Annotated in this window: 12 protein-coding genes; 5 read left to right on the top strand and 7 right to left on the bottom strand. The window is 72.9% G+C overall.

The genetic code is table 11. From position 1 onward, the window contains the following. From AC067Z_RS15155 to AC067Z_RS15140, 4 genes are all read left to right on the top strand, one after another. The coding region (locus tag AC067Z_RS15155; protein ID WP_478789941.1) for an SIS domain-containing protein at positions 1-305 on the top strand (305 nt) is incomplete at its 5' end. Between the two features lie 92 nt (positions 306-397). Further along, positions 398-1,240, top strand: coding sequence for a class II fructose-bisphosphate aldolase (locus tag AC067Z_RS15150; protein WP_478789940.1), 843 nt, complete (start codon positions 398-400; stop codon positions 1,238-1,240). A 211-nt stretch (positions 1,241-1,451) separates the two neighbouring features. Further along, complete coding sequence (locus AC067Z_RS15145) at positions 1,452-2,963, top strand: FUSC family protein (protein ID WP_478789954.1); 1,512 nt, start codon at positions 1,452-1,454, stop codon at positions 2,961-2,963. Positions 2,964-3,080: 117 nt separating this feature from the next. Beyond that, positions 3,081-4,121: a lactonase family protein gene (locus AC067Z_RS15140; RefSeq protein WP_478789939.1), complete on the top strand. Its 1,041-nt coding sequence runs from the start codon at positions 3,081-3,083 to the stop codon at positions 4,119-4,121. Positions 4,122-4,245: 124 nt separating this feature from the next. On the opposite strand, the gene AC067Z_RS15135 is transcribed toward AC067Z_RS15140, so the two are convergent. The 5 genes from AC067Z_RS15135 to AC067Z_RS15115 form a co-directional block, all read right to left on the bottom strand. Continuing rightward, positions 4,246-5,163 (bottom strand): sirohydrochlorin chelatase, encoded by a 918-nt coding sequence (locus AC067Z_RS15135; protein ID WP_478789938.1) that lies wholly within the window; start codon positions 5,161-5,163, stop codon positions 4,246-4,248. Between the two features lie 84 nt (positions 5,164-5,247). After that, the gene (locus tag AC067Z_RS15130; RefSeq protein ID WP_478789937.1) at positions 5,248-6,243 is read right to left on the bottom strand and encodes an N-acetylglucosamine kinase; all 996 of its coding nucleotides are present in this window, start codon (positions 6,241-6,243) and stop codon (positions 5,248-5,250) included. Next, positions 6,240-6,917 carry a uracil-DNA glycosylase gene (locus AC067Z_RS15125; protein ID WP_478789936.1) on the bottom strand — a complete coding sequence of 226 codons (678 nt, stop codon included), beginning with the start codon at positions 6,915-6,917 and terminating at the stop codon, positions 6,240-6,242. The genes AC067Z_RS15130 and AC067Z_RS15125 overlap by 4 nt, the downstream gene beginning before the upstream one ends. A gap of 114 nt (positions 6,918-7,031) precedes the next feature. Next, positions 7,032-8,117 (bottom strand): WD40/YVTN/BNR-like repeat-containing protein, encoded by a 1,086-nt coding sequence (locus AC067Z_RS15120; protein WP_478789935.1) that lies wholly within the window; start codon positions 8,115-8,117, stop codon positions 7,032-7,034. A gap of 190 nt (positions 8,118-8,307) precedes the next feature. Further along, the gene (locus AC067Z_RS15115) at positions 8,308-9,387 is read right to left on the bottom strand and encodes an NADH:flavin oxidoreductase/NADH oxidase (RefSeq protein WP_478789934.1); all 1,080 of its coding nucleotides are present in this window, start codon (positions 9,385-9,387) and stop codon (positions 8,308-8,310) included. A gap of 185 nt (positions 9,388-9,572) precedes the next feature. Here AC067Z_RS15115 and AC067Z_RS15110 point away from each other — a divergent pair, with 185 nt between their 5' ends. After that, positions 9,573-9,923, top strand: coding sequence for an ArsR/SmtB family transcription factor (locus AC067Z_RS15110; RefSeq protein WP_478789933.1), 351 nt, complete (start codon positions 9,573-9,575; stop codon positions 9,921-9,923). A 58-nt stretch (positions 9,924-9,981) separates the two neighbouring features. Here AC067Z_RS15110 and AC067Z_RS15105 read toward each other — a convergent pair whose 3' ends face one another. Both AC067Z_RS15105 and AC067Z_RS15100 read right to left on the bottom strand, forming a co-directional pair. Beyond that, positions 9,982-11,361: an FAD-dependent oxidoreductase gene (locus tag AC067Z_RS15105; RefSeq protein ID WP_478789932.1), complete on the bottom strand. Its 1,380-nt coding sequence runs from the start codon at positions 11,359-11,361 to the stop codon at positions 9,982-9,984. A gap of 149 nt (positions 11,362-11,510) precedes the next feature. Beyond that, positions 11,511-12,215, bottom strand: coding sequence for a DUF305 domain-containing protein (locus AC067Z_RS15100; RefSeq protein WP_478789931.1), 705 nt, complete (start codon positions 12,213-12,215; stop codon positions 11,511-11,513). Positions 12,216-12,333 lie beyond the last annotated feature (118 nt).

The following is a 12,333-nucleotide window of genomic DNA, read 5'->3' as shown; positions in this document are numbered from 1 at the left end:
CCGCGGGCGCCTGGACGGAGGCGTACCCGGCCATGGAGTACCGCCACGGGCCGATCAGCATCACCGGCCCCGGCCGCGTCGCCTGGATGTTCGGCGCGCTGCCCGACGGTCTCGCGGGCGATGTCGCCCGCGTCGAGGGGGTGCTGACCGCTGCCTCCCAGGGCGCCGACGGCGATCTCGACCCGCTCGCCGACCTGGTGCGCGCGCAGCGGCTGGCGGTCGTGCTCGCCGAGGCGCGCGGCTGCGACCCCGACCGGCCGCGGAACCTGACCCGGTCCGTGGTGCTGGAGAACACCCATGCATGAGGCGTGCACCGCCGCCGGGGACACGCGACGGCGCGGAAGGGGCACGACCACCCGCCGCCGTGTCCGTACAACTGCTTCGTCGGAGGAAGTCCATGCCGCTCACGCCCACTGATGTCATCGTCCGTTCCGCAGTCGGAGCAACCGCGGGCGTGGGCGCGTTCAACGTCGTGCAGATCGAACACGCCGAGGCCATCGTCGCGGGCGCCGAGGCGGCCGGCTGTCCGGTGATTCTGCAGATCAGCGAGAACACCGCCCGCTACCACCGCTCCCTCGAACCGATCGGACGCGCCTCGCTCGCCATCGCGCGCGCCTCGAGTGCGCCGGTGGCCGTCCATCTCGACCATGCCGAATCCGCCGACTTGGTGCGTGAAGCCGTCGAACTCGGCTTCACGTCGGTCATGTTCGACGCCGCCGCGCTCCCGTACGAGGAGAACGTGGCCGCCACCCGGAAGATCGCGGCCCACTGCCACGAACGTGAGGTGTGGGTCGAAGCCGAACTCGGCGAGGTCGGCGGCAAGGACGGGGCTCATGCCCCCGGCGTGCGCACCGACCCGGACGAGGCGCGCGCGTTCGTCACCGCGACCGGCGTCGACGCGCTGGCCGTGGCCGTCGGCAGTTCCCACGCGATGCTCACCCGGGACGCCGTCCTCGACTTCGCGCTCATCTCCCGGCTGCGGGACGCCGTGAGCGTGCCGCTCGTCCTGCACGGCTCGTCCGGCGTGGGTGATGCGGGCCTCACCCGGGCGATCCGCGCGGGGATGACCAAGATCAACATCTCCACGCACCTGAACAAGGCGTTCACGCTCGCCGTCCGCACCCATCTGGACGCCCACCCCGAGGTGGCCGACCCGAGAAAGTATCTGGGCCCGGCCCGCGACGCCGTCGCCGCGGAGGTCGCACGACTGCTGCAGCTCCTCGGCACGAGCGGACGGTAGCGCGCCGGGCCCCGGACGGGGCCCGGCCGTCCTCGTGGTCCATTGGCCCGCTTCTGGCCGATGGTGATCTCATGAGTTGTGCCAATGGCCCAGTGATCCCGGGACGACTTGAGCCATCGTCCCGGAGGATGGTGTGATGGTTCCATCAATGGCGCTGCGGACTCCGCGGCGCCTTTTTCATGCCGGAACGAATCATGGGCGGGACGCATTGCTGAAGAGGGTGTTCGTGGCGCCGGACCCTGGGCGGTTGCGCCTGAAGGTCTCGACGCGTGCCGTGCTCGGCATCTCACTCGCCGTGGCCGCAGCCGAGCTCGCCGGGCTCTCCCTCGTCGCGTCGATCACCGGAGGTCTCGCCGCGCTGCTGGCGCTCTTCACCGTCGGCGACCCGACCGTACGCCGCCAGGCCGTCACCACGGCCCTGCTGCCCGCCGCCGGCTTCCCCGTGCTGGCCCTCGCGACGACCCTGCACGGCCAGCCGCTGCTGCGCGCCGCGGCCTGGCTCGCCGTCGTCTTCTGCGGCGTGTACGCCCGCCGCTGGGGCCCCCGGGGCCACGCGCTGGGGATCTTCGCGTTCATGATGTTCTTCGTCACCCAGTTCCTGCACGCCCTCCCCGCCCAGCTGCCCGAGCTGTACGCCTCCGTGGCCCTGGCGCTCGCCGCCTCCGCCGCCGTCCGGTTCGGTGCCTGGTGCATCGAACGCCGTACGCCCCCGCCGGCCGTGCCCGCACCGCTGCCCGGACGCGGACTCGCCCGCCCCACCACACGTCAGGCGTTCCAGGCCACGGCCGCGTGCGCCCTCGCCCTCGCGGTCGGCCAGATCGTCTCGGGGGACCGCTGGTACTGGGCCGTCGGCACCGCATGGTGGATCTTCGTGAACACCGCGTCCCGTGGCGAGACCCTGGTACGCGGCTTCCGCCGGGTCGTCGGAACGGTCACCGGGATCGCCGCCGGCCTCCTCGTGGCGATCCCTCTCGCGGGCGCCCCCGGCCCTACCGCGGTCCTCGTCGCCGTCTGCGTCTTCGGCATCTTCTACACCGCGGCCCCGTCGTACAGCTGGATGATGTTCTTCGTCACCGTCATGGCCGGACTGCTCTACGGCCTCCTCGGCGTACTCCACCCCGGACTGCTGCTCCTGCGCTTCGAGGAGACCGCGGTCGGGGCGCTGGCCGCGGCCCTCGGGGTCGCCCTCGTCCTGCCTGTGACCACCCACGCCGCGACGGACGCGTGGATCCGGCGCGCCGTCCAGTGCGTGCACGGCTGCACCACCGCGGCGGCCCGCCGCCTTGCCGGGGACGAGGCCGCCGACCCGGCGCCGCTCGCGGCCGAACTGGAGCTGCTGCTCGGCCGCGTCCGGCTCTCGCTCGCGCCACTGGTCCACCCGCTGAGCCCGCTGCGGGCGCGCAAGGCGCGGGCCCGCAGGGTGATCGAACTCCTGGACGCCTGCGCGCGCGAGGTACGGGGTCTCGCCGCTGTCGCCGCCGATCCCCAGGCCTCCCACGACGCCCGCCTCGCGGCAGCCTGCAGCCGGGTGGAGGCGGCGGTGCACGCCCTCGTGCCGGCCCCGTCGCACCACCCCGCAGCCCCGCTGGAGGTCGTGCACGTACCGTCGCACCACCCCGGCGCGGAAGCCGCCCTCGGCCATCTGCACGGACTGGAGCGTGCCCTGGCGGATCTCGCCCATCCCGTGGCCACCTCGCCGCGCGCCCCGCTCGTCGCCGTCTGACGTCCGCTTTCCCGCTGACTTCCCACCGGTTCCCGCCAGTGATCCAAGTTGGTCTAGACCGCCTGCTACGGTCGAGGCCCTGTGGCGCCCGGCCGGCGGGCGGAGAGGGGAAACGCGATGGGTGACACAAGCGCAGGGCGGGCCTTCATCGGATCGTTCACCTCGGCGGGCGGGCGCGGGATCGTGGCCGCCACCGTGGACGCCACGACAGGCGCCCTGACCGAGACCGGGGCGAGCGACGCCGTCGCCGACCCCTCGTACCTGGCCATGGGCGCCGGGGAGATGCTCTACGTCGTCTCCGAGACCGCGGACGGCGCCGTCGCAGCCTTCGACACCGGAGCGGGAACCCTCAGGCCGGTCGGCGGTTGCGTACCCGTCCACGCCGACGGCCCCACCCACCTCGCCCTCGCCCACGGCCGCCTCCTGACCGCCAACTACGGCTCCGGCAGCGTCACCGTGCTGCCCATCGGCCCGGACGGCATCCCACGTGAGGCCGGCGCGGTGCTGCGGCACGAGGGGGAGGGACCGCACCGGGAACGGCAGAAGGCCCCGCACGCCCACCAGGTCCTGCCGGATCCGTCCGGACGGTGGGTGCTGAGCGTCGACCTCGGCACGGACTCGATACGGATCTGCGCACTCGACCCGGCGAGCGGAGCGCTCACCGTCCACGGCGGGACGGCGCTGCCCCCCGGCACGGGCCCCCGGCACCTGGCCTTCCACCCGGGCGGGCGGCACGCCTATGTGCTGGGCGAGCTGGAACCCACGGTGACCGTATGCCGCTGGGACGACCGCACGGGCGTGCTGGAACCCGTCTCGGAGACGGCCGTGGTCCCGGACGGCACCCATGGCCCGGCGTACCCGTCCGAACTCGTCGTCTCCCACGACGGCCGCCGTATCTGGGCCGCGGTCCGAGGGCCCGACACGATCGCCGTGCTCGACCTGGACGAGAGCTTCGAGAAGGCGTCGCTGACGCAGACCGTGCCGTGCGGCGGCCACTGGCCGCGCGACATCGCCCTCGACCCCTCGGGCCGCAGGCTGTACGCCGCGAACGAACGCTCCGGCGACGTCACCTGGTTCGACCTCGCCCCGCACGACGGCACCCCGCACCGCGCCGGCTCACTCCCGGTCCCGGCGGCGTCCTGCGTCCTGTTCACCTGACGGGCCTCACGGGCCGGGCGAGCCCCGGTCGCCGACCCCGTCCGCGTGCCGCAACCGCACGCGAACGGCCCGCGGAGACACGGTGTCACCCTCTCCGCGGGCCGTCGTGCCGACGCTCGGGGCGTCAGCGCAGCTGCGTCCCCTGCGGCTGGGCGATGCCCAGCGCGGAGGCGTACTGCGACAGGACCAGCTTGCCGATCGCGGGATAGGCGCCGAGCGCCTCGGAGGCGGCACAGCCGACCTCCTTCGCGGCGGCGTCCAGGAGTCCCTCCGGCAGCTCGGGGCCGACCAGGTACGGCGCCAGCGCCAGCTGGACCGAGCCCGAGCCCCGCAGCTGCTCGGCGATGGCCGCGACCGAACCCGGTTCGTCGAGCGCCGCCGCCATCACGGGTACGGCGAGGCGCGCCGCGAGCAGCATGCCGGTGATGCCGGCGGCCTGCACGGCCTCGTCGCCGCCCACGGTGGCGAGAATGATGCCGTCGGCGGCCGTCGCCACGGTGAACAGCCGCGCGCGGTCGGCACGGGCCAGACCGGCCTCGGAGAGGCGGACGTGCATCGCCTCGGCGAGCAGCGGGTGCGGGCCGAGGACATCGGTCAGCTCGGCGGCAGCGCGGCTGTCCATGACGGCCTGCCGGACGCGGCGCATGAGGGCGTTGTCCGGGCCGGCCAGCAGCGGGACCACGACGGCCGCGGGGCCCTGGGGCTCGGCGACCTCGCGGCCGGCGGCCTTCGCGATCTCGTACCGCTCGATCCGCTGCGCGGCGGTGTGGGCGAGCACGGTCGCGAGCGTGGGGAACTCGGCGTCGTCACCGTCGAGGTAGCCGATGGCGACCTCGAGGCCGGGCAGCTCGGACCGGGCGATGCTTATGACCTCTTCAGCCAGGCTGCGCGTCGTGGGCGCAGGAGTGCCCGGCACGGCGAGTACGAGGGCGGGCGCGCCCTCGGGAGCCGCCACGGGCTCCGGGCGGCGGTGCCGCCCGGACTGGCGGGGTCGCGGCATTCGTACAGGCAGGCCGGGTGCGGGCCCAGTGGGGGAGCTCATGGCGCCGCATGCTACTGGTTTTGTGGGTGCGACTGTTCGGGGAGGGTGCGATCGTGCGCCATCTGTCCGTGTTTATCCGGACGGTTACGTATGGATTGTGCGTCCCGGTCCGTCGCAGACGTACAGCATCGTCTGGTGGACCGGCAGCAGCATCCCGCCGGTGGCGACGGCATCCGCGAGGAGCAGCGCTCCGGACAGCGGGTCCCCGGCGGCCGGGACCGGGCGTACGCCGGGGAGCTGCCCGGCGATCTCGGCCCGCAGCGGCGCGAGCAACGGCTCCCCCAGCTTCAGCAGCCCCCCGGTGAGGGCCACGCACGGTCCGCCGGGCACGTCACCGGCTGCCGGGCACACCGCGGCGGCGGCCTCGGCAATGTGTGCGGCGGCCCGCTCGAGGATGCCCGCCGAGACGGGGTCGTCCGCCGCGCAACGGGCGACCTCGGGGGCGAACGACGCCAGCACCGCCGGCCGGTCCGTACGCGGATACAGCCGCGCCGGCAGTCCGGCGGCCGGGCCGTGCACGGACTCCAGGCGTTCCAGCAGCCGCCGTGAGCCACCGCGACGTCCGTCATGGGCGCGCAGCGCCGCATCGAGTCCTGCCCGGCCGATCCAGGCGCCGCCGCCGCAGTCGCCCAGCAGATGCCCCCAGCCGTCGGCACGGCGCCAGGACGCCAGATCGGTGCCGAGCGCGATCATTCCCGTGCCTGCGGCGACCACCGCGCCCGGCCGCTGGCCGAGCGCGCCCGCGTAGGCCGTCACGGCGTCGGCCGCCAGCCCCAGCCGGCGCACTCCGAGCGACGTGGCGAGTGCCGAGGGCAGCTCGGCACGCAGCCGGGCACCCAGCGTGGCCATTCCGGCGGCACCGATCACGACGGCGGACAGCTCGCTCTCCCCGGCCTCCGTCAGCAGGCGCCGCGCCATCGGCAGCAGCTGTTCGAGCATGTGACCGGCGTCGATGCCGTCGTCGCCGGTACGCACGGGTTCCGACGACATCGCGGTGCGCGGCGAGTCGATGTCTCCGGACCGGGCCAGCGCGACCCGCAGCCCGGAACCGCCGGAGTCCACCCCGAGGACCGTGCTCACGGCAGCCGCCAGTCCACCGGCTGGGCCCCCTGCTGCACCAGCAGTTCGTTGGCCCGGCTGAAGGGGCGCGAGCCGAAGAACCCGCGGTCGGCGGACATCGGCGACGGATGCGAGGACTCGATCGCCGGAAGACTGCCCAGCAGTGGCCGCAGATTGCGTGCGTCCCTGCCCCACAGCACCGACACCAGCGGCCGGCCGCGCGCCGCGAGCGCACGGATCGCCTGATCGGTCACCTCTTCCCAGCCCTTGCCGCGGTGCGCGGCCGGCTTGCGCGGGGCGGTCGTCAGCGCCCTGTTGAGCAGGAGCACGCCCTGCTCGGTCCACGGCGTGAGGTCACCGTTTGCCGGGCGGGGGTGGCCCAGGTCGGCGTGCATCTCCCGGAAGATGTTGTCGAGGCTGGGCGGCCACGGTGCGACATCCTGCGCCACCGAGAAGCTCAGCCCGACGGCGTGCCCGGGAGTGGGGTACGGATCCTGCCCCACGATGAGCACGCGGACGTCGTCGAACGGCTGCTGGAAGGCGCGCAGCACATGGTGTCCCGCGGGCAGATACGTACGCCCCGCGGCGATCTCCGTCCGCAGGAAGTCGCCCATGGCGGCGATGCGTTCGGCAACGGGAGCGAGCGCTTGGGCCCAGCCGGGCTCGACAATGTCCTTCAACGGTCGCGCAGTCACGGGGAGTCACTCTAGTGGTGCGGCGCACGCGTCCTGCACGCCGTCGGGTCGGGGCGCTCCACCCCGCCGGGCGCGGTCCGTTCGCCGCGACACCGCGCGCCGTCGACCGTCGCGTCAGCGCATCACCGCCGCACGCACGCACAGCACATCCGGAAGATGGGAGGCGAGCTGCTGCCAGGTGTCCCCGTCGTCGGCGCTCGCGTACACCTCGCCGTTGCGATTGCCGAAGTACACGCCGGCCGGATCCGCATCGTCGGTGCACATCGCGTCGCGCAGCACCGTCCCGAAGTGGTCGCCCTCGGGCAGCCCCGCCGACAGGGCCTCCCAGTTCCGTCCGGCGTCGGTCGTGCGGTAGACACGGCAGCGCCGGTCGGCCGGGACGCGGTCCGAGTCCGCGGTGATCGGGAAGACGTAGGCGGTGTCGGGGCGGTGCGGGTGCGCGGTCACGGCGAAGCCGAAGTCGGACGGCAGCCCGGCGCCGATGTCGGTCCACCGCGTCCCGCCGTCGTCGCTGCGGAACACTCCCCAGTGGTTCTGCAGGTAGAGCCGGTCCAGATCCGCAGCGTCCTGGGCGATCTTGTGCACGCACTGCCCGAACTCCGGGTCCGGGTCGGGCAGGAAGACGGCCGACACCCCCTTGTTGGACGGGGCCCAGCTCGCGCCGCCGTCCCGGGAGCGGAACACTCCGGCCGTCGAGACCGCCACCATGAGGGAGGACGGGTCACGCCGGTCGGTCACCACCGTGTGCACCGCCTCTCCGCCTCCGCCCGGCACCCATTGCGAGCGTGTCGGGTGCTCCCACAGCGGCCGCACCAGCTCGAAGCTCTCACCGCCGTCCTCGGACCGGAACAGCGCGGCGGGCTCCGTGCCCGCGTAGACCACGTCCGGTGCGTCCTCGGGCGCGGGGTGCAGCTGCCACACGCGCTCCAGCGATGCGCCCGTGTCCTTGGGGAACTTGACCGCGGGCTTCTCGGGCTCGACCCAGGTCCTGCCGAGGTCGTCCGAGTGGAACACTGACGGGCCCCAGTGGGCGCTGTCGCCGCCGACGAGCAGTCGCGGCACTGCTCTGCGGGTGTCGATGCCGATCGAGTAGACGGCCTGCGCATTGAAGTGGGGGCCGTCGAACTCCCATGCCCCGCCGCTTCTGCGGCCGATGAACAGACCCTTGCGGGTGCCGACGGTGAGCATTACATCGGTCATGGCCGATTTCCCTCCAGGACGCCGTTGTCTGGATACGGGCCAGTCTGCACCCGACCACTGACAGCGTCCTGTGGTGCGGATTCGGCGCATGACGACCCGGTGACGGAAGGGGAGACCGGGCCGGGCGGCGAAACTCATCGGCCGCCGGGAGATTCTCCCGGCGGCCGATGAGTTCCGCGGTCCCCTCGGCTCAGACCGAGCGGTGGTACTGCTGCGGCACGTGGGCGTCACCGCCGAGCGTGCGGGCCGCGTGGCGGGCCCAGGACGGGTTGCGCAGCAGTTCCCTGCCGAGGAGGACGGCGTCGGCCTCCCCGTTGGCGAGGATCTTCTCCGCCTGAGCGGCGTCGGTGATCAGGCCGACGGCCGCGACCGGCAGGCCGGTCTCGGCCCTGACGCGGGCGGCGAAGGGCACCTGGTATCCGGGGCCGACCGGAATCCGCACCCGTGCGGCGTTGCCGCCGGAGGAGACGTCGAGCAGGTCGATGCCGTGTTCCTTGAGCAGGGACGCGAAGCGGACGGTGTCGTCCGGCGTCCACCCGGCCTCCTCCAGCCAGTCGGTGGCGGAGATCCGGAAGAACAGGGGCAGCTCTTGCGGCCAGACGGCGCGCACCGCGTCGACGACCTCGAGCGCGAAGCGGACCCGGTTGGCGAAGGAGCCGCCGTAGGCGTCGGTGCGGTGGTTGCTGTGGGGGGAGAGGAACTCCCCGATCAGATAGCCGTGTGCGCCGTGCACCTCGGCGATCTCGAAGCCGGCGTCGAGTGCGCGCCGGGCCGCCTCCGCGAACTGTCCGACGATCCCGGCGATGTCCTCCCGCGTCAGCTCGTCGGGCACGGGGTGAGTGTCGTCGAAGGGGACGGGGCTGGGGCCGAGCGGTTGCCAGCCGTCCTGGTCCGTGCCGAGCGGCGCACCACCCTTCCACGGCCGGTCGGTGGACGCCTTGCGGCCGGCATGCGCGAGCTGAATCCCCGGGACGGTGTTCTGGCTCTTCAGGAAGCGGGTGATGCGCCGGAAGGCGGCCACCTGGGTGTCGTTCCAGATCCCGAGATCCGCGGGGCTGATCCGGCCTTCGGGGCTGACCGCGGTCGCCTCCACCAGGATCAGCCCGGTGCCCCCGGCGGCACGGGCCGCGTAGTGGGTGAAGTGCCAGTCGTTCGCGACGCCCGCCTCCGGCCCGGACACCTCCGCGCTGTACTGGCACATCGGAGCCATCCATGCACGGTTGGGGATGGTCAGCGACCGCAGGGTGTACGGATGGAACAACACGCTCACGGTGGACTCCGTTCAGGCGGGGCAGTGCATTGCAGGGTCGGGGCCGGCCGAGGGGGACAGGATCCGGAACGCCGGCGGCACACTCGTACGATAGGCATCGTAGTACGGGGAATGTCAAACTACGAGAGATCTCGTACAATGGTCGCCAGACCCCCTGGTCGAACCCCGGACGAAGCGGAGCCGCCGTGACCACCGTGACCAGCGCCCGAGTGCTCGACCACCCGACACGTGACGAGATCCGGCTGGAGAGCGTGCTCCACGCCCTCGCCGACCCCCTTCGCCTTCAGATCGTCCGCGAACTCGCCACTGCCGAGGCCGAGTTGTCCTGTTCGCACTTCGAGCTGCCCGTCACCAAGTCGACGACTACACACCACTTCCGGGTGCTGCGGGAGAGCGGCGTGATCCAGCAGATGTACCGCGGCACGGCCAAATTGAACGGTCTGCGCAGAGCGGACCTGGACGCCCTGTTCCCCGGTCTGCTCGACAGCGTGCTGGCCGCGGCCGACGGCCAGGCCGGTCGCCTCGGCTCGGGCTGACCGTCGTCGCGAGCGGCGACCCCCGAAGCCGGCCGCGTAAGCACACCGCGAGGGCGGCTCAGTCCCGCCCGTCTTCCGGCCGCCGGGGCACACCGCCCGCTGCTTCGGCCGCCGACAACAGCCCCGGCCAGTCCGGGATCTTGACGGACCGACGGCCCAGGGTGTGGCCCAGCGCCTCCTCCGCCGCCTCGATCGCCAGCCAGCCCGGCCAGGTCACCGGACGGTGTCCGGACGCCCGCAGCTCCGCCAGGGGATCGGCGGCGACCGGCCGGCCTTCGAGCCGGGCCGCGTCGTCGAGCAGCGAGGCCACGGTCTCCTTGGCGCACGGCCGATTGGTGCCGATGACGCCGGTCGGACCCCGCTTGATCCATCCCGCCACGTACTCACCCGGCGAGGGCGCCCCGTTCCGCAGCACCCGCCCCGCCGCATTCGGCACGATCCCGCGTTCGGGCTCGAACGGAAGCCCCTGCATGGGCACACCCCGGTAGCCCACCGCCCGCAGCACCAACTGCGCCTCGATGTCCTCGTACCGACCGGTGCCGCGCACGCCGCCCCGGCTGTCCGGTGCGGTGCGTTCGAAGCGCACCCCCGCCACCCGGCCGCCCCGCTCCAGCAGCTCCACCGGGCGCAGGAAGAACCGCACATGGATGCGCCGCGGCCGCCCCTGCGGAGGCCGCGCCGCCCATTCCCGTACGACGGTGAGATTGCGGCGCACGACGGCGGGCACGGCGGCGGGGTCGGCGTAGGCCGTCTCCAGCGCGAGGTCCGCCCGGTCCACCAGCACGTCCGCTCCGGGCAGCGTGGCCAGTTCGCGCAGTTCCTTGGTGGTGAACTTGGCACCGGCCGGGCCGCGCCGCCCCACCATGTGCACCTCGCGCACCCCACTTGCCGCCAGTGCGCCCAGGGCGCCCTCGGGTACGTCGGTGCCGCGCAGCTCCTCGGCCCCGCGGGCGAGAATGCGCGCCACGTCCACGGCAACGTTGCCGACCCCGATCACCACGGCCGACCGGCCGTCCAGACGGAAGCCGCCGGACACGGCGTCGGGATGGGCGCTGTACCACGAGACGAAGTCGGTGGCGGAGTGGCTCCCGGGCAGTTCCTCGCCCGGAATGCCCAGCCTGCGGTCCCTGGCGGCCCCCACGCAGTACACGACGGCGTGGTACAGCTCCAGCAGCCGTGCGGGCCCCAGCCCGTGCGCCCCCACCTCGATGTTGCCCACGAAGTCGATGCGCGGGTCCTCCAGCACGGAGCGGAGGTTGTTCTGCAGGGACTTGATCTTCTCGTGGTCGGGGGCGACCCCGTAGCGCACCAACCCGTACGGGCAGGGCAGCCGGTCCAGGATGTGCACGTGCACATCGGGGACGGCGGTCTGCTGGATGAGGGCCTGCGCGGCATAGACCCCGCTGGGGCCCGATCCGACGACGGCGACGCGAAGCACGGCTGCGCTCCTTCCCGCAGGGGATTCCAGCATCGCACCGGCATGCGCCGCTGGGGAGATGCCGGCACGGCGCGGTCGCCCGCGCCGGCCCGACCCCAGCGGCGCCCGGCGCGGACGCCGTCCCACGCCGTCCCACGAGTCCCATGGCGTCACATGGCGCGCATCCGGCCGATCTCGCTCGTCTGCTGCGCGATGACGTCGTTCGCCATCTCCTCCACCGCCACGTTGTTGCCCTCGGAGAGGACGTCCGCCGCCATGGTGATCGCCCCCTGGTGATGGGTGATCATCAGTTTCAGGAACAGTTCGTCGAAAGCTTTGTCCTTCGCGTGGCGCAACTGGGTCAGTTGCGCCTCGGTGGCCATGCCGGGCATCGCGCCGTGGTCGTGCTCTCCCTTGCCCGCCGTGTCGTTCTCCGCGTTGGTTTCCAGCCACCCCCGCATCGCGCCCACCTCCGGCTTCTGCGCGGCCGTGATGCGGTCGGCGAGCCGCTTGACCTGGGGTGACGTGGCTCTGCCGGGAGCGAGCGAGGTCATCTTCAGCGCCTGTTCATGGTGCGTGATCATCATGTGCGCATAGCGGAAGTCGGCGGCGTTGGGGCTGTCGTCGGGCAGCGCCTTCGCGGCGTCCTCGGCGGAGAGGGTCTTCGCCGGCTCTCCCGGCTTCCCGGGTGCCACCACCGAGGGCCCCGTACCCGCCTTGGTCTGGGCGGGAGTGCCGGAGTCGGCGTCGCAGGCCCCCAGGGCGAGGGCGGCCGCGGCGACTGCCGCTGCGACGAACGACGTTCGGGCACGCGGGGACCTGCGGTGGTTCAGCACGGCGACCTCCTGTGGCACGTGGGGTTTTCGAGCACCCATTTGGATGTTTCCGAGCGCAGCCGATCAAAAACTTTCATTACGGCTGCGTTGCCATCTGTTGAGATGTGCATGCAAGGGAAGATACTGCCGGGGTCCGTGAACCGTTCAACTACGAACG

It is taken from the genome of Streptomyces sp. NPDC043812, from assembly GCF_056436245.1.
This window is presented reverse-complemented; position numbering and strand designations above follow the sequence as displayed.

Bases quoted from the DNA above. Each gene is read 5' to 3' on its own strand.
- AC067Z_RS15135 (WP_478789938.1), bottom strand. From the start codon at position 5,163: ATGAGCTCCCCCACTGGGCCCGCACCCGGCCTGCCTGTACGAATGCCG.
- AC067Z_RS15100 (WP_478789931.1), bottom strand. From the start codon at position 12,215: ATGGGTGCTCGAAAACCCCACGTGCCACAGGAGGTCGCCGTGCTGAAC.
- AC067Z_RS15150 (WP_478789940.1), top strand. From the start codon at position 398: ATGCCGCTCACGCCCACTGATGTCATCGTCCGTTCCGCAGTCGGAGCA.
- AC067Z_RS15120 (WP_478789935.1), bottom strand. From the start codon at position 8,117: ATGACCGATGTAATGCTCACCGTCGGCACCCGCAAGGGTCTGTTCATC.
- AC067Z_RS15140 (WP_478789939.1), top strand. From the start codon at position 3,081: ATGGGTGACACAAGCGCAGGGCGGGCCTTCATCGGATCGTTCACCTCG.